This is a genomic window from Acidimicrobiales bacterium (assembly GCA_036273495.1).
In the GTDB taxonomy this organism is placed as follows: domain Bacteria; phylum Actinomycetota; class Acidimicrobiia; order Acidimicrobiales; family JAJPHE01; genus DASSEU01.
Map to the genome: position 1 here is coordinate 1 of DASUHN010000187.1, position 23785 is coordinate 23785.

General features: G+C 73.3%; 20 protein-coding genes. 7 read left to right on the forward strand and 13 right to left on the reverse strand.

What is annotated here, in order from left to right:
• Positions 1-473: PhoH family protein (locus VFW24_07935; protein ID HEX5266689.1), on the reverse strand; the 473-nt coding region annotated here is incomplete at its 3' end.
• A gap of 21 nt (positions 474-494) precedes the next feature.
• Positions 495-839, reverse strand: a complete 345-nt coding sequence (locus VFW24_07940; GenBank protein ID HEX5266690.1) for a histidine triad nucleotide-binding protein — start codon at positions 837-839, stop codon at positions 495-497.
• Positions 840-908: 69 nt separating this feature from the next.
• On the opposite strand from VFW24_07940, the gene rpiB reads away from it, so the two are divergent.
• A complete protein-coding gene (gene rpiB / locus VFW24_07945; GenBank protein ID HEX5266691.1) occupies positions 909-1406 on the forward strand; it encodes a ribose 5-phosphate isomerase B in 498 nt (165 codons plus the stop codon).
• A gap of 22 nt (positions 1407-1428) precedes the next feature.
• Here rpiB and VFW24_07950 read toward each other — a convergent pair whose 3' ends face one another.
• The 3 genes from VFW24_07950 to treY are packed head-to-tail and all read right to left on the reverse strand — an operon-like array spanning position 1429 to position 6611.
• Positions 1429-2178, reverse strand: coding sequence for an SDR family oxidoreductase (locus VFW24_07950; protein HEX5266692.1), 750 nt, complete (start codon positions 2176-2178; stop codon positions 1429-1431).
• 11 nt (positions 2179-2189) lie between these two features.
• Positions 2190-3938, reverse strand: a complete 1749-nt coding sequence (treZ, locus tag VFW24_07955; GenBank protein HEX5266693.1) for a malto-oligosyltrehalose trehalohydrolase — start codon at positions 3936-3938, stop codon at positions 2190-2192.
• Positions 3939-6611, reverse strand: coding sequence for a malto-oligosyltrehalose synthase (gene treY, locus VFW24_07960; GenBank protein ID HEX5266694.1), 2673 nt, complete (start codon positions 6609-6611; stop codon positions 3939-3941).
• 112 nt (positions 6612-6723) lie between these two features.
• Between treY and VFW24_07965 the strand changes: the two genes are divergently transcribed.
• The 3 genes from VFW24_07965 to VFW24_07975 all read left to right on the forward strand — a co-directional run bounded on the left by VFW24_07965 (position 6724) and on the right by VFW24_07975 (position 9785).
• Positions 6724-7053: a hypothetical protein gene (locus tag VFW24_07965; protein ID HEX5266695.1), complete on the forward strand. Its 330-nt coding sequence runs from the start codon at positions 6724-6726 to the stop codon at positions 7051-7053.
• Positions 7050-9053, forward strand: coding sequence for a thioredoxin domain-containing protein (locus VFW24_07970; GenBank protein HEX5266696.1), 2004 nt, complete (start codon positions 7050-7052; stop codon positions 9051-9053). Before VFW24_07965 ends, VFW24_07970 begins: the two co-directional genes overlap by 4 nt.
• Positions 9054-9131: 78 nt before the next feature.
• Entirely contained in the window at positions 9132-9785 is a 654-nt protein-coding gene (locus VFW24_07975; GenBank protein HEX5266697.1) for a hypothetical protein, read from the forward strand.
• Here VFW24_07975 and VFW24_07980 read toward each other — a convergent pair.
• The 4 genes from VFW24_07980 to VFW24_07995 all read right to left on the reverse strand — a co-directional run bounded on the left by VFW24_07980 (position 9749) and on the right by VFW24_07995 (position 14541).
• Positions 9749-10786 (reverse strand): patatin-like phospholipase family protein, encoded by a 1038-nt coding sequence (locus tag VFW24_07980; protein ID HEX5266698.1) that lies wholly within the window; start codon positions 10784-10786, stop codon positions 9749-9751. The two genes, VFW24_07975 and VFW24_07980, sit on opposite strands and share 37 nt — an antisense overlap.
• Before the next feature lie 25 nt (positions 10787-10811).
• Positions 10812-11486 (reverse strand): hypothetical protein, encoded by a 675-nt coding sequence (locus VFW24_07985; protein ID HEX5266699.1) that lies wholly within the window; start codon positions 11484-11486, stop codon positions 10812-10814.
• A 99-nt stretch (positions 11487-11585) separates the two neighbouring features.
• Positions 11586-13271 (reverse strand): PQQ-binding-like beta-propeller repeat protein, encoded by a 1686-nt coding sequence (locus VFW24_07990; GenBank protein ID HEX5266700.1) that lies wholly within the window; start codon positions 13269-13271, stop codon positions 11586-11588.
• Between the two features lie 7 nt (positions 13272-13278).
• Complete coding sequence (locus VFW24_07995; GenBank protein ID HEX5266701.1) at positions 13279-14541, reverse strand: hypothetical protein; 1263 nt, start codon at positions 14539-14541, stop codon at positions 13279-13281.
• Positions 14542-14700: 159 nt separating this feature from the next.
• On the opposite strand from VFW24_07995, the gene VFW24_08000 reads away from it, so the two are divergent.
• Positions 14701-15456: an SDR family oxidoreductase gene (locus tag VFW24_08000; GenBank protein ID HEX5266702.1), complete on the forward strand. Its 756-nt coding sequence runs from the start codon at positions 14701-14703 to the stop codon at positions 15454-15456.
• Positions 15457-15459: 3 nt separating this feature from the next.
• On the opposite strand, the gene VFW24_08005 is transcribed toward VFW24_08000, so the two are convergent.
• Positions 15460-16629, reverse strand: coding sequence for an amidohydrolase family protein (locus VFW24_08005; protein ID HEX5266703.1), 1170 nt, complete (start codon positions 16627-16629; stop codon positions 15460-15462).
• Between the two features lie 39 nt (positions 16630-16668).
• Between VFW24_08005 and VFW24_08010 the strand changes: the two genes are divergently transcribed.
• Entirely contained in the window at positions 16669-18360 is a 1692-nt protein-coding gene (locus VFW24_08010; GenBank protein ID HEX5266704.1) for an AMP-binding protein, read from the forward strand.
• Between the two features lie 22 nt (positions 18361-18382).
• Here the strand turns inward: VFW24_08010 and VFW24_08015 are convergent, their stop codons facing one another.
• From VFW24_08015 to VFW24_08025, 3 genes are read right to left on the reverse strand one after another with little or no spacing between them, the layout of a single operon-like run.
• Positions 18383-19039 carry a TetR/AcrR family transcriptional regulator gene (locus VFW24_08015; GenBank protein HEX5266705.1) on the reverse strand — a complete coding sequence of 219 codons (657 nt, stop codon included), beginning with the start codon at positions 19037-19039 and terminating at the stop codon, positions 18383-18385.
• Entirely contained in the window at positions 19036-20760 is a 1725-nt protein-coding gene (locus VFW24_08020; protein ID HEX5266706.1) for a class I adenylate-forming enzyme family protein, read from the reverse strand. Before VFW24_08020 ends, VFW24_08015 begins: the two co-directional genes overlap by 4 nt.
• A 16-nt stretch (positions 20761-20776) precedes the next feature.
• Positions 20777-22030 (reverse strand): cytochrome P450, encoded by a 1254-nt coding sequence (locus tag VFW24_08025; protein HEX5266707.1) that lies wholly within the window; start codon positions 22028-22030, stop codon positions 20777-20779.
• A gap of 110 nt (positions 22031-22140) precedes the next feature.
• Between VFW24_08025 and VFW24_08030 the strand changes: the two genes are divergently transcribed.
• Entirely contained in the window at positions 22141-23649 is a 1509-nt protein-coding gene (locus VFW24_08030) for a class I adenylate-forming enzyme family protein (protein HEX5266708.1), read from the forward strand.
• Positions 23650-23785 lie beyond the last annotated feature (136 nt).

A 23785-nucleotide genomic window follows, 5' to 3' on the forward strand; every position in this document is an offset into this window, starting at 1 on the left:
TTCACCCGCTTGGCCTGCAGCGCCTGCACGCCCAGGGCCACGGCCAGGTACGACTTGCCGGTCCCCGCCGGGCCGATGCCGAAGGTGATGACGTTGTCGGCGATGGCGTCGGTGTAGCGCTTCTGGCCCTCGGTCTTGGGGCGGACGGCCCGGCCCCGGCTGGAGCGCAGGACCTCGGCGGTGAGCACCTCGCTCGGCCGCACGTCGGCCTTCACCATGTCGATGCTGCGGCCCACGTTGGCGGTGTCGAGGGCCTGGCCCGCCTCCAGCAGGGAGACCATCTCCTCGAACAGCTTCCCGACCCGCTCGGCCTCCCGGCCCTCGCCCTCGACGGTGATCTCGTTGCCCCGAACGTGGATCGAGACGTCCCCGAACGCCGCCTCCACCACCCGCAGCAGCTCGTCGTGCTGCCCGAGAAGGCCGACCATCAGGTGGTTGCCGGGGACGAGGATCTTGACCTGGGTGGATGCCACGGATTCCGCCAAAGGGTACTACTAGCCCGGCGGCCACCCCATCCTCCGACCCCCGATGACGTGGAGGTGGAGGTGGGGAACGCTGTTGCCGCTGTCCTCGCCGACGTTGAACACCAGGCGGTAGCCGCCGCCGTCGATGCCCTCGGCCCGGGCCACAGCGTTGGCCGTGGAGTACATGTCCGCCAGCACGTCTCCGTGACCGGGCTCGAGGGTCGACGCGTCGGTGATGTGCACCCGCGGGATGACCAGGACGTGCGTCGGCGCCTGGGGGTTGATGTCCCGGAAGGCGTAGGTGGTGGGCGTGGACATCACCTCGGTGGCGGGCACCTCCCCGGCCAGGATGCGGCAGAACAGACAGTCGGTCACCTCGGGGACGCTAATGGCGCAAAGGCGCCGATGGCGCGACGGCACGGAGGGCCCGCTACGGTCCGGGGGATGCGCGTCGCGGTCGGTTCGGACCACGCCGGCTTCCTGCTCAAGCAGGCGGTCAACGCCTTTCTGGCCGGCCGGGGCCACGAGGTCCTCGACCTCGGGACCGACTCGGTCGAGCCCGTCGACTACCCGCCGATCTGCGCCGCCGTCGCCCGCGCCGTGGTGGGGGGCCGGGCCGAAGCCGGGGTGGTGATCGGCGGGAGCGGGCAGGGGGAGCAGATAGCCGCCAACAAGGTCCACGGAGCCCGGGCGGCTCTCTGCCCCGACGAGTTCACCGCCCGCCTGGCCCGCCAGCACAACGACGCCAACGTGTGCGCCCTCGGCGCCCGGATCGTCGCCGAGCCCCTGGCCCTGGCGGTCCTCGACGTGTTCCTGGCCACCTCGTTCGAGGGGGGCCGCCACGTCCGCCGCCTCGAGGAGATCCGCTCCATCGAGGCCGAGGAGTGCGCGACGGCCGCCGGTGGGGCTGGGGCCCCACCTGGCGGAGGAGGCGGGGCGTAGGGGACCCGCCGGGGAATGTGAGTCAGAAGCTGGTGCCGACCCCGGAGCCCCCGTCGACCACGATGGTCTGTCCGGTCATCCAGGAGGAGGCGTCCGACGCCAGGAACACGGCGGTGCCGGCGATGTCCTCGGGCTCCCCGAGCCGCTTCAGCGGCAGGCGGCGGGCGATGGCCTCCTCGTTCGGCTCCCAGAGGGCCCGGGCGAAGTAGGTCTTCACCAGGCCGGGCGCGATGCAGTTGACCCGCACCTTCGGCGCCAGCTCGTTGGCCAGCTGGCGGGTGAGGTGGATCACCGCCGCCTTGGTCACGTTGTAGTAGCCGATGAACGGCTCGACCGACATCCCCCCGACCGAGGCGATGTTGATCACGGTGCCGCCGCCCTCCTGCATGGCGGCCTTCCACGCCTGCTGGGTCCATACCAGGACGCCGCGCTGGTTGACCTGAACCGTCTTGTCGGCGCGGGGCATGTCGATGTCGATCATCGGCCCCATGTAGGGATTGGTCGCGGCGTTGTTGACCAGGATGTCGAGGCCTCCGAGGCGGTCGACGGTCGCGGCCACACACGCCTCGGCGGCCTCGGGCTCCCCCACGTTGGCGGCGTACCACTCCACCTGGCCGGGCATGGTGGCCGCCGCCTCCTCCAGCGCGTCGGCCTTGCGCGACACGAGCATGACCCGCGCCCCGGATGCCGAGAAGGCGTGGGCAATGGCCATCCCGATGCCCCGCGACGCCCCCGTGACCAGCGCCACCTTTCCGTCCAGCCTGAGATCCATGGCCGGGCACGCTAACGAGTGCGCAACACCGCCACCGAGTCCGGCCCCAGCTCCACTCCCGAGGACGTCAACCGGCACGACTCGTCCGAGGCCAGCAGGATGCCGGCTGCCGGTCCGGCCGGCCCCGGCACCACGGCGGGGCCGGGACCGATGTTCACCGCCACAACGACAGATCCCCGCCGCACGCTGAACGAGCCCTCGCCCGCCGGGGCGAAGTCCACCTCCTCCAGGCGTCCGTCGGTGAGCTCGGGCACCCTCCGGCGGAGGTCGATCAGCTCCCGGTACCACTCGAGCACGGCCCGGTGGGGCGGGCGGGACGGCTCGGACCAGTCGAGCACCGAGCGCTCGAAGGTGGCGGGGTCCTGGGGATCGGGGACGTCGGACGGCTCCCAGCCGAAGTCGGCGAACTCCCGGCGGCGCCCCTCGCTCACCGCCCGGCCCAGCTGCGGGTCAGGATGGGAGGTGAAGTACTGGAACGGGGTCGAGGCGGCCCACTCCTCGCCCTGGAACAGGAGGGGCACGAACGGGGCGGTCAGCACCAGGGCGGCGGCGACCCGGATCCGGCCGGGCGAGAGCAGGGCAGCGCTGCGCTCCCCCGCCGCCCGGTTCCCGACCTGGTCGTGGTTCTGGGAATAGCCGAGGAACGCCCACCCCGGAAGCCCGGTCGCGGGCCGGCCGTGGCTGCGCTGCCGGTACGGCGAGTACCGCCCGGCGTACACGTAGGCGTGCCGCAGGGCCGCGCCCAGGTCGGCCACGGTGCCGAAGTCGGAGTAGTACCCGGACCGCTCCCCCGTCAGCAGGGCGTGCACGGCGTGGTGGAAGTCGTCGCTCCACTGGGCGTCGAGGCCGTAGCCGCCGGCCAGCGGCGGCCGGACCAGCCGGGGGTCGTTGAGGTCGCTCTCGGCGATGAGCCACCGGGGCACGCCCGACGCCGCCGAGAGTCGGGCCACCTCGGCGGCCAGCTGCTCGAGCACCTGCACGGCCGAGGTGTCGACCATGGCGTGGACGGCGTCGAGCCGCAGGCCGTCGCAGTGGTAGTCCGCCAGCCACATGAGGGCGTTGTCCACGAAGAATCGGCGCACCTCGTCGCTCCCCGGCCCGTCGAAGTTCACCGCCTGACCCCAAGGGGTCTGGTGGCGGTCGGTGAAGTAGGGCCCGAAGCGGCCCAGGTGGTTCCCCGCCGGGCCGAGGTGGTTGTAGACGACGTCGAGGATGACGCCCAGGCCCCGCCGGTGGCAGGCGTCGACCAGCCGCTTCAGGCCGTCCGGGCCGCCATAGGCGTGATGGGGGGCGAAGAGGTCGACCCCGTCGTAGCCCCATCCGCGGGGCCCGGGGAACTCGGCCACCGGCATCAGCTCGACGGCGGTGACCCCCAGCTCGACGAGGTGGTCGAGGCGCCCGGCGGCGCCGTCGAAGGTGCCCTCGGGGCTGAAGGTGCCGACGTGCAGCTCGTAGACCACCGCCGAGGGCAGATGGAGCCCCCGCCAGGCCCCGTCGCTCCAGGCGAACCTCCGATGGTCCACGACCCGCGACGGGCCGTCGGGTCCCTCGGGCTGCCACGGGGAGCGGGGGTCGGGCAGGGCCGGTCCCCCGTCGAGGGAGAACCCGTAGTCGGTCCCGGGCCCGGCCTCGTCGACCTGGGCCGCGAGCCAGCCGGGACGGGAGGTGGGGGCGGGGCGGAGCGGGTGCCTCCGCCCGTCGGCGAGGACCACCTCGGCCGAGCGGGGCCGCGGGGCCCAGACCTCGAAGCGGTGCGCCATTCAGCTCCGGACCAGGAGGGCCACGGGGAAGGCGGCCAACAGCTCGGCCAGCCCCACCGGGCCCGACCAGGCCGCCCCCGAGAGACGGTCGGTCCACGTGCCCGGGGGCAGGATGATGGTCGTCGTGCCGAAGCCGCCGGCCCGGGCCAGCCCCAGGACGAGACGGGGCGCCACGGTGACCACCCGCCCGGCACGCGCGAACGCGACCACGTGGTCCGCCTGGGGGCCGGCCGCGGCCAGGGGCTCGTAGGGGGCACCGGGGCGGAAGCCGTCGGGCACCTCGGCCCGCACCCCGAGGGCGCGCCACGTCAGGAACAGCTTGGGGACCCCCTCGTCGGACCGGGCCATGATCCCGGGCCCGCCGGCGGAGGCGTGGATCCGCCTGCACTCCCCGAGCAGCCCCCGGAGGTGACCGTGGTCCACGGGCCGGCGGTTGTCGGGGTCGACCAGGCTCATGTCCCAGAACTCGCAGCCCCGGTAGACGTCGGGCACCCCCGGAGACGTCAGCTTGAGCAGCGTCTGGGCCAGGGAGTTCACCCGGCCGGCGGGCACCAGCGGGGCCACGAACGCCTCGAGTTCGCGGGTCATGTCGGGATCGGCCAGGAGGCCGTCGACCAGCTTGGCGACCGCCCCTTCGTACTCGGCGTCGGGAGCCGTCCAGCTGGTGACCGTCTTGGCCTCGCGCACCGCCTTCTCCATGTAGGCGCGCGCCCGGTCGGCGGGCAACGGGTGGGCGCCGACGAGGGTCTGGAACAGCAGGTACTCGGCCCGGCGGTCGGGCCGGGTGCCGGTCCGGTGGCGGTCGGCCAACTCCGACCACCGGCTCACCGCCTGCGCCCACTCGCCGGGGATCTCCGACAGCAGCGCCAGGCGGGCCCGGACGTCCTCGGCCCGCTTGGTGTCGTGGGTCGACGTCGCGGTCATGGTGGCGGGCCAGTCCCGGGCGATGCGGGCGTTGTGGGCGTGGAAGGCGGCCACGTCCACGCCGAAGCGGGCCGGGTCACCCCCGACCTCGTTGAGGGCCACCAGGCGCAGGTACCGGTAGAAGGCGGTGTCCTCCACCCCCTTGGCCGTCACCGCCCCCGCCACCTGCTGGACCCGCATGGCCAGGTCCACCTCGGCCGGCGCCCGGCGGGTCACGAGCAGGGCCAGCCCCAGCAGGTCGAACAGCTCGGGGTCGAGGTCGGACCGGGCTTCCCGGGCGCGCTGCAGGCTGGCGCGGATGCGCGCTTCGTCGGCCGGTTGGCGGGAGCCGTCGGGGCGGACGTAGGTGCGGTAGACGCCGACGGCCACGAGGACCTCGCGCAGCGCTGCACGCAGCTCCACCCGCGAGAAGTCGCGGTAGCGGCGACGGCCTTCACAGACCTCGACGGCCAGGGCCGTGAGGCGCTCGAGCTCGGTGGCCAGCGAGCTGTCGAGGACCTCGCGGCGGCCCTGGTCAGCGGCCTCGGAGAAGTCCACGTCGTCGCCGGTGAAGCGGCGGTACAGGTCCGACAGGGGCGCCTCCCCGACCGGATCGACGAACAGGCCGCCGACCAGGTTGAGGAAGTCGTACCCGGTCGTGCCGGCGACCGGCCAGTCCGGTGCGAGGTCCTCGTCCCGCTCCAGGATCTTCTCGACGACCGTCCATGTGCCTCCCGTTGCCCGGTCGAGGCGCTCCAGGTAGCCGGTCGGATCGCGCAGGCCGTCGGGGTGGTCGATGCGCACGCCGTCGAACACGCCATCGACGACCAGCCCGGTGATCAGGGCGTGGGTGTCCTCGAACACGCGCGGGTCCTCGGTGCGCAGGGCGATGAGCCCGGTGACGTCGAAGAAGCGCCGGTAGTCCAGCTCGTAGCCCGCGACCTGCCACCGGGCCAGCCGGTAGTTCTGCCGGCCGAGAAGGGTGTCGAGGCGGTCGGGATCGGAGTTGAACCTTTCCACGGCGGTGTCGACGGCCTCGGCCAGCGCCGGATCGGCGCCGCAAGCGGCATCGAGGCGGGCGCGCAGCGTCTCCTTCTCCTCGTGGCGGCGCGCCACGCTGTCCCGGTCGGTGAGCGACGCGTCCGGCAACCGGGCAAAGCCCCGGGCCAGCTCGGACAGCTGGTTGCGGCCCGAGCGCACCGCGGCGTCGGCCAGCAGCTCGTCGAGGGTGCGGGGCGACACCGGCAGCTCGTGGTCGAAGTACGAGACGAGGAACGAGCCCCCCTCGCGTCGTACCCGGATCTCACCCGCCTCGAGCACCCGGCCGTAGTGGTCGGCCAGGACCGGCACGAGCACGCGCTGGCGCAGCTTGGCCTCCGGGGGGTCCCAGTCGATGTCGAAGGCGCGGGCCCGCACGCTCGACGGGCCGTTCTCGAGCACATCCCACCACCAGGGGTTGTCGCGCCCCGCGGTGGCCATGTGATTCGGCACGATGTCGACGATCATCCCCAGGCCGGCATCCTCCAGCGCGCCACGCAGCGCGGTCAGGCCGTCGGAGCCGCCCAGCTCGTCGGAGATCCGACCGGGGTCGACGACGTCGTAGCCGTGGGCGCTGCCGGGCGCGGCCTGCAGCACCGGCGAGCAGTACAGGTGGGTGACACCGAGCTCGGCCAGGTAGGGCGCCACGGCGGCGGCATCCGAGAACCGGAACGCCGAATTGAGCTGCACCCGGTAGGTGCAGCCCGGCGCCGAGCGCAGGTCGGAGGGCACGGCCTGACCGTACCCGCGCCCCAGGTCGTGGACGCCAGGCTTGCGTTGTGGGGGTAACAGGAAAGAATTGTCGGAACGACCGCGACGAAGTCAGCCACGGAGGAGGCCCACGTTGACCGACCACAGCGACGAGCTCGCCGGGCAGGACCACCCCATGCATTCCCACCAGGCGCTTTCCCACCAACACCCCCACTACCACGTGACCCACAACTTCAACAACCTCACCGGCGGCTTCGACCATCTGTTCACGCGCCATTCGCACCACCACGACCACGCCGCTGTCGACCACTCCCACCATCCGCACCGGGACTTCGACGCCGAGCACGCCGGCGAGGCCCACCAGCACGGCCCCGCCGAGGGGCCCGCCCGGGCGCCAGCGGTCAAGGCGGCCAAGAAGGCGGCTCCGGCCAAGAAGGCGGCCGCGGTGAAAGCCGCCCCGTGAACCGGCTGGCGGACCAGACCAGCCCCTACCTCCGCCAGCACCAGGACAATCCCGTCGACTGGTACCCCTGGGGGGAGGAGGCGTTCGGGCGCGCCAGCGCCGAGGAGCGCCCCGTCCTGTTGTCGGTGGGCTACTCGGCGTGCCACTGGTGCCACGTGATGGCCCACGAGTCCTTCGAGGACGCCGCCACCGCCGCCGTCATGAACGAGCTGTTCGTGAACGTGAAGGTCGACCGCGAAGAGCGCCCCGACGTCGACGCCGTCTACATGGAGGCGGTGCAGGCGATGACGGGAAGCGGCGGGTGGCCGATGACCGTGTTCCTGACACCGGACGGGCGGCCGTTCTTCGCCGGGACCTACTTCCCGCCCGAGGCGGGGCGGGGGATGCCCGCCTTCGTCGACGTCCTGCGCGCCGTGGCCGAGGCGTGGCAGACGCGGCGCGAGGACGTGCTCGGCCAGGCCGACCAGCTGATGGAGGCGGTGGCGGCCCGCTCGTCGCTCCCGGAGCCGGGAGACCGCCCGGCCGTGCCGGCGCGCGCCGTGCTCGACGGCGCCTACCAGTCCCTGCGTGCCCTGCACGACGACCAACGGGGCGGGTTCGGACCGGCCCCGAAGTTCCCGCAGCCGGCCATGCTCGAGCTGCTCCTGCGCGCCCATGCCCACAACGCCAGTCCCGAGACGCTGGCGATGGTCACCACCACGCTCGACGCCATGGCCTCCGGAGGCATCTACGACCATCTCGGCGGGGGCTTTGCCCGCTACTCGGTGGACGCCAACTGGCTGGTCCCCCACTTCGAGAAGATGCTCTACGACCAGGCCGGGCTGGTGCGCGTGTACCTGCACGGGTGGCAGCACACCGGCTCGGCCCGCTGGATGCAGGTGGTCGAGGAGACCGTCGCCTACGTGTTGCGCGACCTGGGCGCCCCCGGCGGCGGCCTCTATTCCGCCGAGGACGCCGACTCCGAAGGCCACGAGGGCCGCTTCTACGTGTGGACGCCGGACCAGATACGCGAGGTGCTCGGCCCGGAGCGGGCCGAGCAGGCGGGTGAGTGGTGGGGCGTCACCGCCGCCGGCAACTTCGAGGGCGCCAACATCCTGCACCGGCCCGTGCGCGGCGACCTGCTGCGGCCGGCGGAGATCGAGGCGACCAGGCAGGAGCTGTTCGCCGCCCGGTCGGGCCGGGTGCGGCCCGGGCTCGACGACAAGGTGCTCACCGAATGGAACGCCATGTTCTGCTCGGCGCTGGCCGAGGCGGCGTGGGTCACCGGCCGGAGCGACTGGCTCGATGCCGCCACCGGCATCGGCCGCTTCCTCCTGGCCGAGCTGCGCCCGGCCGGGCGGTGGATGCGCTCGTGGCAGGGGGGCCGGGCCCGCCACCCGGCCTACGCCTCCGACCACGCCTGGCTGGTCGACGCCTTCGTGCGGCTGGCCGAGGCAACCGGGCGCGCCGAGTGGACGGCCGAGGCGTGCGCCGCCGCCGACGCCCTGCTCGAGCTGTTCTGGGACCCCGACGAGGGCGGGTTGTTCACGACCGGCCGCGACGCCGAGGCCCTGATCGTGCGGGCCAAGGACTACTTCGACAGCGCCACCCCCTCCGCCAACTCCGTGGCGGCGGGCGCCCTCCTCCGCCTGGCCGCCCTCACCGGCCAGGACCGCTACCGGGAGCGGGCCGAGGCCATCCTCGGGCGCGTCGTGCCTCTGGCCGCCAACCACCCGACCGCGTTCACCCACACCCTGGCCGCCCTCGACCTCATGGCGTCGGGAGCGGTCGAGATCGTGGTGACCGGAGAGCGGCCCGATCTCCTGGCCGAGCTCCGGCCCCGTCACCTTCCCACCGCGGTGCTGGCCTGGGGGGAGCCGTCGGGGGGACCGCTCTGGGAGTCGCGGGCCGAAGGATTCGCTTACGTGTGCCGGGACTACTCGTGCCTGGCGCCGGCCGCCAGCCCCCCTGAGCTGGCCGACCGCCTGGCCGGGGTGCCCGGAGGGCGGGCCGCGGCCTGAACCCGCGGCGTCCGGCGGGTGAACGCCCGGTGGCCACCCGTCCACCACGATCCCCCTCGCGCGGTGCACCATGGACCGGTGCAGGTCATCTCGTGCCCGACCCGGGCGGCGGACCCCGGGACCAACCTCGGCCTGATGGTGCTGTGCGACGGGCCCGAGGGCTGCGCCGCCGTCGACGTCAGCTCGGGCGCCCTGGTCCGGGGGCGGTACTCCGCGCCGGCGGGGTCGGCGCTGGCCCCGTTCGACCTGGTGCGGGCGGTCATCGCCGAGGACCCCGACTGCCCCGACCCGACCCAACCCGAGGCGGTGGCGCTGGCCGGGCCCCCCGAGCGGGTGGGCCGCCTACGCCGCCGCCAGGTGCGCCGGCTGGTGGCGCCCCTGTTGCTGCCGGCCGGTGAGCAGCCGTTCGGCTTTCCCGGATCGGCGGCCCAGTACTGGACCGTTCCCGGGGACCGTCCCTCGCTGGCGGTGCTGGCGCCCCAGCGCCCTGCGCTCGTCCGGGACCGGGGTGAGGGGGATGTGGTCTGCCGGTTCGGCTGGGCCGGGGTGGAGGTCGAGCTGCCCGTGGCCGACCAGCCGGTCCGCCGGGCCGCCGGTCCCCGCTCCGTCCTCACCGGGGGAGACCTGGAACAGCTGCTCGGCTTTGCCCCCACCCTGCTGGTCCTGGCCCTGTCCGACCCTCAGGACGGGCGCTGCTACAAGGTCGTGGTCGGCTTCCTGCCCCGCCCCTGACCGGCCCCGCCGGCCCCGCCGGCTCCGATGGCCCCCGACCCGGCGCCGTTACCGAGCACCCGCTGCAGCTGGGCGTCCTCGGCCAGCCGGGCGGTTGACTCGTAGGCGGCCCTCGCCAGCCCGCCCAGGTCCCCGGACCGCATCATGTTCATGCCGTGCTGGGCCGCCTCGGCGGCACTGGGCCGGACCAGGATCACCTCGGCGCCGCGCTTGCGGGCCACGGCCACCTCCCGGGCCAGGGCGCCGTTGGCCAGCCGGCGGGTGGCGCGGATCAGGCAGCCCGGGGGGTCCTCGTCCCGGTAGGCCATGGGGACCACGCCGATGATCACGTCACACCCGTCCCGGGCCGCCAGGTCGAGATTGGTCGTCGAGTGGGCCCCGCCGTCGATCAGCTCCCGGCGGCCGTAGCGGACGGGCGGGTAGGCGCCCGGGATGGCGCAGCTGGCCATGACCGCCTGGGGCAGGGTCAGGCGTGGTGGGCGGTGCCGGCCCAGCACGACGCGCCGCCCGCTCACGATGTCGACGGTGCACAGCCAGGTCGGGCGCTCGGGCCAGGCCGCCGGCAGCTCGGACTCGAAGCGGCGCCGGCCCTCGGCCATGAGGAACATCCCGCCGGGGAAGGCCCGACGGAGGGGGGCGGGCAGGGCCGGCAGCGGGGCCCGGAACGTCGTCCGGGAGATCACGTAGGCCGAGCCCAGGCCGCGCCGCACGACGTCGAGGGGGGTCCGGAAGGCCGCCCGGAAGAGGGGTGGCAGGCCCTCCAGCTCGGCGCCCGACTCCGGGGCGGGCGGCAGCTCGCTGGTGGCCACGATGTCCCACAGGGCGTCGGTGCTCCAACCGCTCCGGGCGTATGCCGCCACCACCGAACCGGCCGACGTGCCCACGACCAGGTCGGCGCGGTCCAGCTCCAGCCCCGCCACCTGCTCCAGGGCGCGCAGCGCCCCGGCGTGGTATGCGAGCCCGACGGTCCCGCCGGCTCCGAGGACCAGGCCGAGCTTCAGGGCCCGGAGGGGATGGTGAGGACGGTCAGCGCCCGACGCTGTGGGACGCCAGGTCCTCGGCCATGGCCCAGCCGAACACGACCAGGCTGTCCCTGCGGGCCGTGTCGACCCCGTCGAAGAAGGAGGCCACGTCCGAGGCGATGGCCTCGGGCTTCAGGGCGTCGTGGTCGAGCACCCCGGCCACCTGGCCGTCACCACTGAGGACGAAGGTCCGGTCGTCGATCCGGCCCTCGGCGCCGAAGCGCTTGGCCAGGCGCCGGCCCCAGGCCCGCTCCTCCCCCGTGGCCCGGTGGTCGGGGCGGGGGACGATGTCCTCCAGGCCCCGCAGCGCCTGGAAGCCGGAGGCGGAGGCCAGCCTGGTCCCGACCAGGACGTCCTCGTCCGGGAAGGCCAGAACCGCCCGCCGGTACTGGTCGGCCATCAGGGCCCGGAGGATCGAGTCCCGCTTGGCGGTGCGCTTCACCGAGGCCAGGCCGATCAGGAGCGAGGGGGTCCCCCCGATCCGCTCGAGCGTGCACAACGAGAAGCCCATGAGGCGCCCGCTGTCCCGAGCCTGGCTGACCAGCACCCAGTCCTCCCGCTGCTTGGAGAGGAACCCCACGTCGAACCCGGCCGGACCGGCGGCGGCGATATCGGCCATCTCGGCCATCTCTGCATCGCTGAGGGCGGTGCAGTCCTTGGTCTCGACCTCGATAGACATGCCTGCTCTGACGCTCCTGACGCTGGTCGCCGACGGGAGTGGGTCGCAGTTGACCGCTCGGTCAGTTTACGGGATGGCGGAGCCCCCCATCCAAGCCGGCTAGCAGCTGCCGGCCAGGCAGAAGGCCCAGACCCCGTTGATGCCGGGCACCGCGGTCCCGCCCTCGCTGATCCCCGATCCGACGTACACCGCCGGGCCGGCCACCGCCGCGCCCGAGGCCACGGCGGCACCCAGGGGGAAGGCCCACAGGGGAAGGCCGGTGCCGGCGTCGTAGGCGTCGAGCTCGAAACCGGTGGTGGACGGGGCAAAGACGAGCCCGCCCGCGTACGTCACCGCGCTGTAGCTCGGCAGGGACACGGGCTCCTGCCAGCGCACCTGGCCCGTGAGGGCGTCCACGGCGTGCAGGGAGGCGGCCCGGAGGGGATCGCAGGCGGGGGTGGCGGCCGTCGGGGCGAAGCCGTGCCCCTCGTCGACGCAGGCCAGGCTCGTGTCGGGCACCGGCGCGGCCGGCGTGGAGGGCGTGGTGGGCGTTCCCGCCGAGCTCAACGGCGTCGGTATGGCGCTGGCGGCGAACCAGGTGCTCTGCGCCTCGCCGGCCACCGGGAGGGTGGCGGTCCCGAGGGCCGCCGAGCCGATGAACCCGCCCACGGCACCACCGAACGTGTCCCCGACCTGGCCGGGCTGGGCCGCCTGGGTGCTCCAGACCTTGGCGCCGGACGACTCGTCGACGGCGTACACGTAGCCGGACTTGCTGGCCTCGATGACCCTCCCCGTGCCGGTCAGGATCGGGGAGGAGCCGAAGTCGGTGTCACCGCCGTCCTGGAAGCTGGTGCTGGTGTAGTCGCTGGGCGGCTCCTCGAAGCGCCATCGCTGGGCCCCGGTCGTGGCGTCGAGGGCCACGATCCCGTCCAGGGTCGCCCGGGTGGGGCAGTTGCCGATCCCGAACACCACCAGACCGTGGCCCCCGGCGCCGGCCGGGTCCACCGCGGGCGACGACCACACGTCCCCGCATCCGTTCGTGTTCGACGGGGCATCGAGCGAGTGGACCACCGCACCCGACGTGCCCACCTCGGGCTCGTACTTCCACCTGAGGGCGCCGGTGGCGGCGTCGAAGGCCTGCACCCCGGTGGGCGCCGAGTGGCCCGGGTCCTCGTTGGAGTCGCTGCCCACGAACACCTCGAGGCCGTGGCCGTGGATGGCCACCACCGCCGGGGACGACTCGATCTCCATCTCGCTCTGCGGGTTGGCGGGGTCGAGGTCCTGGGACCACACACACGCCCCGGAGGTGGCGTCGAGGGCATAGAGGGTCCCGCCGCCGCCGAGGATCACCAGCTGCCGGCCGTTCACCGTGGCAACCGCGGCGGTGGAGGGAATCCCCCCGAAGTCCACCTGGTGGCGGTCGTCGTGGCAGCTGTTCGACGTGATGTTGAACGTCCACTCTTGGCCGCCCGTCGCGCGGTTGAGGGCGTAGAAGATCCCGCCGGCGTCGCCGACGAAGACCCGGTCGCCGGCGACGGTGGGGGTGGCGGTAACCGGGTTGGCGGTGCGCGCCTGCCACTGGGCCACCAGGGCCGCCACGTTGGTGGTGGTCACCTGGGCGCCACACGCCGCGCCGGTCCGCGCCGCGTCGTGCTGGTACATCGGCCAGTCCGGGGAGCAGGCGGACGGCATGGTTGCCGCGACTCCCGCCCCGGGCAGGACGGCCGTGCTGAGGGCGGCGGTGCCGGCCGCCACCGTGACCAGACGCCGACCGCGCCGGCCGAATGCCGTGGTGATCGCTGTCATCGGCGGGTCAGCAGCCGGGGGTGCTCTGTGAGACGAGCGCTCCGCTCCCGGTCCCGGCATCGGTGCCGAGGAAGCCGGGGCTCACCGACACGCCGCACGTGCCGGCGTAGATCCCGGGGGTGGGCCAGATCGAGGGGTCGGCCGGGGAGCGCTGCGGGTCGGGGTCGGCGTAGGTCTGCACGCCGGGCTCGGCGTTCACGTTGCTGGCCGTGCCTTGGCGGTAGGAGTCCATGCCCGTGTAACCGTTGGACGAGCAGCTCTTGTTGTTCTCGCTGTCTGCTCCCCCGCTGTTGCAGTTGGGGGACTCGGAGTTGACGCTGGGGTCGTTGCTGTAGTCGTAGACATTGCTGTTCTTGGTCGAGCAACCCGACTTGGGCGTCACGTCACGGTTGGCGCCGCACCCGTGGTAGAGCGTCTGCTGCTGGGTCGTGGCCTCGGCGCAGATCCCGTCGGCGCACGCCCCCGTTGAGGCGTTGGCCGCTCCCTCCGGATGCTCGGGGGTGCCGCTCTGGGCCACGTTCTGCGGGGTCAGGTCGACCATGATGGCCCCGCCGTCGGACGGGCCGTTGACGGCGCCGTCGGTGTCGTAGCAGGTGGCCTTCACGTCCTTCGGGCACGCCTTGGCGCCGGAGACGCCATCGTGCTCACCGTTGTCGTTGTTGTCGTCCATGCCGAAGTACACGAGCAGGCCGTCCTGGAGGATCGGGTCGAGAGCGGTCCCGGTCCCGGTGTCGGGGGTGAGGGCCACCGGGCTCTGGGCGTAGCCCTGGTCCTCGCACGGGTTGCCGAGGGTCGCGGCCAGGGGGCAGTAGATGGCGTAGTAGTCGAAGCTGGCGCTGCCCCCGGCGCCCTTGGCGTTGCTGCCGCAGCCGGTGCCGGTGCCACCGCCCGTCCCGTCGGTGTTGGCCGCCACGCAGCCGGCGTGGGGGGAGGCGGATCCGCCCGGGTACCCGATGCTGAACTCGGTCGGGGTGCCGGGGCTGTTCTTGTCCTGCGGCTCCTGGTTGAGGCCGGCCTCGGCGTAGCGGGTGTCCGTTGAGGAGGGGTTGCCCTGGGAGGTGCCGCCGCTCTCCACGTTCAGGGCGGCGTCGTGGCAGCCGGGCTGGACGTAGCCCTGGGGGGCGCTGTTGCTGGTGCCGTTGGCGGTGCAGTCCTGCTGGGAGGGCTGGTAACCGCCGCCGCTGACGGCCCGGGCCACCCCGGCCATCGCCAGCGAGAGGGAGACGGCCATGCCCCCCGCCAGTGCCGTCTTGAGGACCCTGCGACTCATCTGCTTTCCCTCCGGAGCGCCAAGGAACGAATGGTGCGATATATGACAGATGCGTCGGATGTTGTCCGACGCCGCTGGGAGAGATTTCTGCAGCGGCGCCCGGAATCCTGCGGCCGGAGGGGGATTGGGCCCGGGAGGCCCGCTCGGTAGATTCCCGCCGTGGACCGGCACCCGAGGACGGCCGTGATCACCGGCGGCAGCGGCGGGATCGGGTTGGCGACCGGGCGCCTGCTGGCCGGGAAGGGCTACGAGGTGGTCCTGACCGCCCGCCGGGCCGGGCCCCTGGAGGAGGCCGCCGAGACGATCGGCGCCCGGTGGGTGGCGGCCGACAGCACCGACGAGGACCAGTTCAAGGCGGTGGTGCAGGCGGCCGGGACCGTCGGGCTCCTCGTGCACTGCGCCGGCGTCATGGCAGGCACCTTCGTGCGGAAGGAGACGGCGGCCGGCTTCGACGACATCGTCCGCACCAACCTGCGCTCCGCCTTCGTGGTGAGCGCCGGCGCCCTGCCGGCCATGGAGGCCGGCGGGCGGATCGTGTTCCTGTCCTCGTCCGCCGCCCACGCCCCCCAACCGGGGCGGGCGGCCTATTCGGCGTCCAAGGCGGGCCTGAATGCCTTTGCCGAGGCCCTGGCCGGGGAGGTCGAGCGGGACGGGATCGCCGTGCACGTGGTGACGCCGGCGCCGGTGGCGACGTCGATGCTCGACGACGTCCATTTCCCGATGCTGACCCTCGACCCGGAGCACGTCGCCGCCGCCATCGCCTGGCTCGACGACCTGCCGGCGGCGGTGGTGCTCAGGGAGCTGGAGATGCGAGCCGTGGAGGCCGGGCCGTTCGTTCCGCCGGTGTTCGTCCCCGCCGCCGCCCGGGCCCGGGGGCGCACCGAGCTGATGCGGGGGCCGGAGGGCCGGGGCTAGGGCCTAACCGGCGTCGGGGGGCAGCGGCCAGCGGAACAGCTCGCAGGCGTTGCCGTAGGCGACCTTGCGGAGCACCTCGTCCCCGAGGTGGCCGAAGGCCGCCTCGACCGACTTGCCCGTGGCGGGCCAAGTGGAGTCGGCGTGGGGGTAGTCGCATTCCACCGTGAGGTGGTCTGATCCCATCCGGGCGACGACGGCGTCGACGCTGCTGGGATCGTCGATCGAGCAGAACCAGAAGTTCCGGGCCAGCACGTCGCTCGGGCGCAGATCACCCGTCCAGCGCCGCGACTCGGTTCCCGACGCCGAGTGGTCCAGCACGTAGTCGGCGCGGTCGGCCAGCATCACCACCCACCCGATGCCCCCCTCGGACATGGCGATCCTGATGTCCGGGAACCGCTGGCACACGCCCGACCACAGCCAGTCGCTGGCCGCCACGAGGGCGCTGGCAGGGAACAGGGTCGGGTACAGCTCGAAGGGCGGGTCCGGCGAGGGGATCGGTGCCCATCCCGCCGAGCCGGTGTGCAGGCAGAGCACCGTCCCCGTCTCCTCGCAGGCGGCAAAGAACGGGTCCCAGTCCCGGCGGTGCACGGACGGCAGGCCGAGCTTGGCCGGGATCTCAGGGAAGCTCACGGCGCGGAAGCCGAGCTCGGCGTTCCGGCGCACGTCGGCAGCGGCTGTCTCCGGGTCCTGCAGCCACGTCAGCTGGAGGGGGATGATCCGGTCGGGATGGGTGGCGGCCCAGACCTCGAGGTGCCACTGGTTCCAGGCGCGGACGCAGGCCAGGCCCAGCTGCGGGTCCTGGCTCCGCGAGAACACCGCCCCGCAGAACCCGGCGATCAACGACGGGAAGCAGACCGACGCCCAGATCCCCCCGGTGTCCATGTCCTTCACCCGCTCGTGGATGTCGAAGCAGCCGGGGCGCATCTCGTCGAAGCGCGCCGGCTCCATGCTCCACTCCTCCTTGGGCCGGCCCACGACCGCGTTCAGGCCGACATTGGGGTAGAGGTTGCCCTCGTACACCCACGTCTCCTTGCCCTCCCCCAGCTCCACGACGCGGGGCGCCTGGTCGGCCAGCGCCGCCGGCATCCGCCCTTCGAACAGGTCGGGCGGCTCGATCAGGTGATCGTCCACCGACACGATCACCGGTCCGGAGGAGGCGTCGAGCAGTCCCATCCCCGGGGATGGTAATTCGGTCCGCTCTACGCTGACGCGGTGAGCGAGCCGACCATCGCCGCCCACCTCTCGTCCCGGGCCGCGGACGCCCGTCCCGGACTGCGGTTCGAGGACGAGCACTGGAGCTGGGCGGACGTCGTGGCGGAGGCGGCGGCCCGGGCCGAGGTGCTCACCGGGATTCGCCCGGCCGGCCGGGAGCGGCCCTTCCACGTGGGGGTGCTGCTCGAGAACGTCCCCGAGTACATCTTCGTGCTGTTCGGAGCGGCGCTGGCCGGGGCCACCGTCGTCGGCCTCAACCCCACCCGGCGGGGGGAGGAGCTCGAGCGCGACGTCGTGCACACCGATTGCGCGCTCGTGCTCACGGACGCCACGGGGTCCGAGCTGCTGGCCGGGCTCGACCTGAGCGGAACCGGGATGACGGGGACCGGGGCCACGCCCCCGGCCGTGGTCCGGGTCGACGAGGACGCCTACCGCCGGCTCGCGGCCTCCGCCCGTCGTCACCCGCCCGCCGAGCGGTCCGGCCTGCCCGGACCCGACTCCCTCTACCTGCTGCTGTTCACGGCCGGGTCCACCGGCGCCCCCAAGGCGGTGCGGATGACGCAGGGCCGGGCGGCGCGCACCGCCGCCGACTCGGCTGTCGCCTTCACCGACCGCGACGTCCTGTACTGCTCGATGCCGCTGTTCCACGGCAACGCCCTGCTGGCCAACCTGTTCGCCGGCCTGGTCTCGGGCGCCACCGTGGTCCTCCGCCGCCGCTTCAGCGCCTCGGGCTTCCTGCCCGACGTCCGCCGCCACGGGTGCACCTACTTCAACTACGTCGGGCGGGCCCTGTCCTACATCCTGGCCGTGCCCGAGTCCCCCGACGAGCGGGACCATTGCCTCAAGTGGGCGCTGGGGTCGGAGGCCTCCCCGCGGGACCGGGCCGAGTTCACCCGCCGGTTCGGCGTGCCGATCTTCGAGGGCTACGGGTCGAGCGAGAACGCCGTGGTGATCTCGCCCGTGGCGGGGACGCCGGCGGGTGCGCTCGGCAAGCCGAGGGACGGCTTCGACGTGGCCATCCTCGATCCCGGCACGGGGGCCGAGACCGCCACGGCCGTGCTCGACGACGCCGGGCGGCTGACCAACCCGGACGAGGCCATCGGGGAGATCGTGGGACGCAACACCGCCGGGCGCTTCGAGGGCTACTACAACAACCCCGACGCCGACGCCGCCCGCATCCGGGGAGGTCGGTACTGGACCGGCGACCTCGGGTACCGGGACGCCGACGGCTTCATCTGGTTCGCCGGGCGGACCGCCGACTGGCTGCGCGTCGACGGGGAGAACTTCTCCGCCGGCGCCGTCGAGCGGATCCTCGATCGCTTCCCCGGGCTGGGGGGCGTGGCGGTCTACGCCGTGCCCGACCCGGTCACCGGGGACCAGGTCATGGCCGCCCTCGAGTGGGCCGGGCCCGGGGGATTCGACGCCGCCGCCTTCGACCGCTTCCTGGCCGACCAGCCCGATCTCGGCACCAAGTGGGCGCCCCGTTACGTCCGGCTGGTCCCGGCTCTCCCGGTGACCGGCACGGGCAAGCTGGACAAGGCCCCCCTGCGCGCCGCCGGGTGGGAGACGACCGACCCGGTGTGGTGGCGCCCCGGAGCCGGCTCACCGCTGCGGCCGATGGCCGGCGCCGACCGGGCGGAGCTGCGGGAGCAGTTCGCCCGCAACGAACGCACCGCTCTGCTGCCGGGCTGACGGACGCGCCGTTCCGGCGCGGCTAACCCCGCTGGCGCCGGCCGCCGAACACGCCGACGTGCAGCATGGCCGCCAGCGTGTCGAGGAGCTCCTCGCGCTCGACCGGGACCATCTGCACGACCGCGTAGAAGCTGACCCGCTCCAGCATCGAGACCATCGCCAGGGCGGCCGCCGACGGGTCCACCCCCGGGGCCGGATCCAGCTCGCGCACCCGCCGCTCCATCTGCCGAACGAAGCGGCGCAACACCCGCGCCCCCGTGCGGGCCAGCTCCGGGTTCTGGGCGTTGGCCTCGGTCCAGGCCCGGATGACCGGGTGGTAGTGCTCGTAGATGGCGTAGAAGCGGTCGAGCCACCGGCGCAGCTCCTCCCGCCCGGTGCGGTTGGACGCGACCGGCGGCAGCGACTCCGCCAGCTGCCGCATCTCCTCGGTGACGTCGGCCACCAGAGCGCGGAACAGGTCCTCCTTGCTGGAGAAGTACAGGTAGAAGGTGCCGTGCGACGTGCGGGCCCGCTCGACGATGTCGTCGACGCGCGCGGCGTGGTAGCCGCGCTGGTCGAGCACGACGATGGCCGCCTCGAGTAGCCGGCGCAGGGTGGCCTTGCCCTGGGCGCGCAGCTGACGGCCCTGGGCGGGCGCCCCGCCGGTAGTGGACGGGGCGACGTCGGCGCCGAGGGTCACGCCGGTTCCGCGGCCAGCTTCTCGGCCATCACCGCCAGGGCCCGGCGGTCGGCCTTCTGGCTGGTGAGCCAGGGGACGCCCTCGTTGCCCAGGACAAAGACGCGCCGGGGGACCTTGTAGGACGACAGCTGCTCGCGCGCCCAGGCGCGGACGAGCTCGGCCAGCTCACCGGGGTCGCGTTCGGGCAGCTCCGGGTCCGCCACGACCAGGGCCACGACGTCCTGACCCCGATCGGGGTGGGGGACGCCGAGGACGAACGCCAGCTTCACCTCGGGCAGGCCGGTGAGGCACACCTCCACCTCGATCGGCGCCACGTTCGAGCCCGCCGTCTTGATCAGGTCCGACTGCCGCCCGGTGAAGAAGAACCAACCATCCCGGAAGTAACCCCGGTCCCCGGTGTGGTACCAGCCGTCGGCGTCGAAGACCTCGGACCGCTCCTTGCGGTAGAGCCCGAGCATCAGGCTGTAGCCGCGGACGAGGACCTCGCCCTCCTCCCCCGGCGGGAGCGCCGCCCCGGTGGCGGTGTCGATGATCTTGTGCTCGGTGCCCGGCACCTCGTGCCCGAAGGTCCCGCGGTACTCCTCGGGCGCCCCGTCGACCTCGTCCTCCGGGTACCAGAAGGTGTGGGGGCCGCACGTCTCGGACATCCCGAGCGAGGTCACGGCCAGGCCGGGGTCGGCCGGCCGGCGGTCTCCGGGCACGGCGTCGTAGAACGAACCGGAGCGGACCGACGACAGGTCGGTAGCGGCGTAGTCCGGGTGCTCGCGGAGGCTCTTGGAAACGGCCGGCCACGCCGACACGTGGGTGACGCGCTCCCGCTCCATCAGCGCCAGGGCGGTCCCGGCGTCGAGCACGTCCTGGGTGATGAAGGCGGCGCCGACGGTCATGGCCCGCAGGAGGGTGAAGGAGAACCCGCCGACCCAGCACAGCGGCATCGGCGTCCACAGCCGGGCGGCGCCGTCCACGTTCGAGAGGGCGGCCAGGTTCCGGGCGTGGCGGACCAGCGCCCCGTGGGCGTGCACGACTCCCTTGGGCTCACCGGTCGAGCCCGAGGTGTAGGTGATCAGCATCGGGTCGGTCGGGACCACGTCCCGGGCCATGCCGTCGACGACGGCGGCCCGGGCCCCGGCCTCCTCCCCGGCTCCCTCCTGGCCCCCGCCCGGCGCCAGCCCGGAGCCGTAGCCGCCCTCGGCCCATCCGACCGGGGAGTCCCCCCACAACAGGACCCGGCGCAGCTGGGGCAGGGTCGGCAGGAGCAGCCTCCCGCCGGCTCCCGTCGCCTGCCGCCCGTCCTGATCCGCCAGCTCGGGGGCGATGGTCTCGAGGCGCTCCACGTAGTCGTGCTGCAGGAACGACGCCACTCCGAGCAGGCACTGGACGTCGGCGTGGCGGAGGAAGCGACCCAGCTCCGGTGTCCGGTAGAAGGTGTTGACCGGCACGACCACCGCGCCCAGCCGGGCGGCGGCGGCCCAGGCCACGACCCACTCCCACCCGTTGGGGAACAGCACGCCGACGTGGCTCCCCTTGCCGACGCCGGCTCCCACCAGCCGGCCGGCGAGCAGGCGGGAGCGACGGTCGAGCTCGGCGTAGGTGACGTGCTCGTCCGGGGTCACCACGCAGTCGTCGGCGCCGTATCTCTCCCGGCCCACCCGCAGGAGCTCGGGGACCGTGGGGAGGTGGTCGGGGAAGACCGGAAGGGGCGGGGCGGTCCGCGCTCCCATCAGATCGGCGCTCCCATCAGAAGGGCCTGTCGGCCGGGCCCTCCCGCCGTCCCGGGGAGAACGTGGCCGGCATGCTGACGATCCCGGTCAGCGTGGGGTTGCCCGAGTAGAAGCGGGTGGCGTCGCGGTCCACGCGGTAGTCCGGCATCCGGCGCAGGACCTGCCTGACGATCACCTGGAACATGGTCCGGGCCAGGTGCATGCCGATGCAGCGGTGCGGCCCCACCCCGAACGCCAGGTGGCGGTTCGGGGCCCGGTCGAGCACGACGTCCCCGGCCCGCTCGAACTCGGCCTCGTCGTGGTTGGCCGACAGCCAGCTGATGAGGACCACGTCACCCTTCTTCAGCTGCTGCCCGCCGAGCGCGACGTCCCGGGTGACGGTGCGGGTGAGGGTCTCGTTGACCGAGAAGTACCGCAGGTACTCCTCGGTGGCGATGACCAGCCGGTCGGCGTCGGCGGCCAGCCACGCCCGCTGGTCGGTGTCCATGTCCAGGTGGTGCAGGGCCAGCGACGTGAGCGACGTGGTCGTGTCGAGGCCGCCGCCGACCAGGTTCCAGAGCACGGCGCTGACCTCCTCGTCGGAGAGGCGCCGGCCGTCGATCTCCAGCTCCACCAGCCGGGTGAGCAGGTCGTCGCGGGGGCGGGCCCGTCTCTCCCCCGCCTCGGCCAGCAGCTCGGCCACGATGTCGGGCACCCGGGACATGGCCCGGTCGTACTCGGGCTCCCCCGGGTTGTACGCCACCGAGGCGTGGAAGAGCTCGCCGTAGTACTCCCAGCTCGAGCAGGGCAGGCCGATGAGCTGCATGGTGATCACGGCCGGGACCGGGTTGGCCAGGTCCTCGACCAGGTCCATCCGGCCGGTCTCGATGCGCTCGTCGATGAACCAGGTGGTGAGGTCCTCCATCAACGGCTTGAGGGCGGTCACGGCCGGGGGCAGCAGGAAGGGGTTGATCACCCGGCGGAGGGCCTGGTGCACGACACCTCCGGCCTCGGCTATCCCCGCCGGGGGAATGCCCCGGGGGCGGGGCACCCCGGCTATCCCCTGCCAGGCGACCGGGTCCCCGTCAGCGGAGGCGGCGTAGTAGCTCGAGAAGGTCTCCTCGTCCCGCGACACCTGCGCCACCATGTCGTGCCCGCTGACGACCCAGAAGCCGCCGTAGCGGGTGTTGTAGGCGACCGGGCTCTGGCGGAGCCGGCGCCACTCGGCGTGCCGGTTGGCCAGGAACTCGTTCGAGTGGTGGTCGAACTCCACTGTCGGTGTGACGCTCATGCCGCTCCCCACCCATTCCGTCCCCGCTGCCTCGGACTCTACCTGACGTCTACGTCAGGGTCCCGGGCCGCCGGGTTGACCGGGGCCGCCGGCCGCTCCACACTGCGCCGATGGCCGACCTGCTGATCGACCAGCTCCGGATGATGGCGGAGAGCTTCCCCGACGAGACCGCCTACGCGGTCGTGCCCGACGGGGGCCAGCTCACCTTCGCCGAATGGGAGCAGGAGTCCGACCGCCTGGCCCGGGGCCTGCTGGCCTCCGGCGTCGAGAAGGGGGACCGGGTCGCCGTGTACCTGCCTCCCGAACGGGCCCTCAGCTGGATCACCGCCTATGCCGCCGTCCACAAGGCGGGGGCGGTGGCCGTGCCGACCAACACCCGCCTGGCCGCCCGTGAGCTCGAGTACGTCCTGTCCCACTCCGGTGTGGTGGCCGCCTTCACCGCGGGGGCCACGGCCGAGACCCTGGCCGGCGTGCGCCCCGCCCTGCCGGCCCTGCGCTGGGCCGTGGCCGCAGGAGATCAGGTTCCTTCCGGCTTCGTCCCCTGGAACCAAGCCGGCTCCTCCGGTCCCCCGCCCCGCGTGCCCCTCGACGGGGACGACATGGCCGACATCATGTACACCTCGGGCACCACCGGCCGGCCCAAGGGCGTGGTGGTCCGCCACCGCAACGCCGCCATGATGCCGAACGGCCGGCCCAACTGGTCGGGGGACGGATGGCTGCACGCGTCCCCCCTGTTCACCTTCGCCGGCATCGCGTCGGTGTTCAACCCCATGAAGCTCGGGATGACCGGGGTGTACCAGCCCCGGTTCGACGCCGCCGAGTGGCTGGACGTCGTGGAGAAGCGCCGGCCGGCGGCGGTGTTCCTGGTGCCGGCCATGGCGCAGCTGCTGCTCGCCCACCCCCGGTTCGACGAGGCCGACCTCGGGAGCATCCTGATGGCGTCGATCGGCAGCGCTCCTCTCGCCCCCGAGACCATGCGCCGGTTGCAGGCCAAGCTCCCTCAGGCGTGGGTCTCGAACAACTGGGGCATGACCGAGGCCGGCTCGGCGTTCTGCAGCCTGCCCCCCGAGGAGGCGCCCCGCCGGGTGGGCTCGGTGGGCAAGCCGGTGCCGCCGGTCACCTTTCGGATCGTCGACGACGACGGCGTCGAGCAGCCGGCCCGCAGCGTCGGGGAGCTGCTGGTCTCCAACCCCGGGAAGGAGCGCGAGTACTTCGCCGATCCCGAGGCGACGGCCGAGACGTGGCGCGACGGCTGGCTGCACACGGGAGACCTGGCCCTCCTCGACGAGGACGGCTACCTGTACATCGTCGGGCGCAAGAAGGACGTGATCATCCGCGGCGGCAACAACGTGCACGCCGCTGACGTCGAGGCGGCCCTGCTGGAGCACCCCGCCGTGCTGGAGGCGGCGGTGGCCGGCGTCCCCCATGCCGTGCTGGGTGAGGACGTGGCGGCGTGGGTGGTGGCCGCTCCCGGACCGGCGCCGGACGTGGACGCCCTGACCACGTTCCTGCGCGAGCGGCTCTCGGACTACAAGGTCCCCCGCCGCGTCACCTTCGTGGACGAGCTGCCGCGCAACGCCACCGGCAAGGTCATGAAGCACCTCCTGGCCCGGGACTGAGTCTCCGGGCACCGACGGGCTCTGGGCTCAGGCCGGCCCGAGCACCAGCTCGGCCAGCCGGCGCCGCTGCCACGACTGGCCGCCGAACAGCACGTCGTTCTGCTTCACCCGCCGGAACAGCAGGTGGCAGTCGACG

Excerpts from the sequence above, each read along its gene's own strand:
- rpiB (HEX5266691.1), top strand. The coding sequence starts at position 909 with ATGCGCGTCGCGGTCGGTTCGGACCACGCCGGCTTCCTGCTCAAGCAG.
- VFW24_07950 (HEX5266692.1), bottom strand. The coding sequence starts at position 2,178 with ATGGATCTCAGGCTGGACGGAAAGGTGGCGCTGGTCACGGGGGCGTCG.
- treZ (HEX5266693.1), bottom strand. The coding sequence starts at position 3,938 with ATGGCGCACCGCTTCGAGGTCTGGGCCCCGCGGCCCCGCTCGGCCGAG.
- VFW24_07985 (HEX5266699.1), bottom strand. The coding sequence starts at position 11,486 with ATGTCTATCGAGGTCGAGACCAAGGACTGCACCGCCCTCAGCGATGCA.
- VFW24_07990 (HEX5266700.1), bottom strand. The coding sequence starts at position 13,271 with ATGACAGCGATCACCACGGCATTCGGCCGGCGCGGTCGGCGTCTGGTC.
- VFW24_07995 (HEX5266701.1), bottom strand. The coding sequence starts at position 14,541 with ATGAGTCGCAGGGTCCTCAAGACGGCACTGGCGGGGGGCATGGCCGTC.
- VFW24_08005 (HEX5266703.1), bottom strand. The coding sequence starts at position 16,629 with ATGGGACTGCTCGACGCCTCCTCCGGACCGGTGATCGTGTCGGTGGAC.
- VFW24_08020 (HEX5266706.1), bottom strand. The coding sequence starts at position 20,760 with ATGGGAGCGCGGACCGCCCCGCCCCTTCCGGTCTTCCCCGACCACCTC.
- VFW24_08025 (HEX5266707.1), bottom strand. The coding sequence starts at position 22,030 with ATGAGCGTCACACCGACAGTGGAGTTCGACCACCACTCGAACGAGTTC.
- VFW24_08030 (HEX5266708.1), top strand. The coding sequence starts at position 22,141 with ATGGCCGACCTGCTGATCGACCAGCTCCGGATGATGGCGGAGAGCTTC.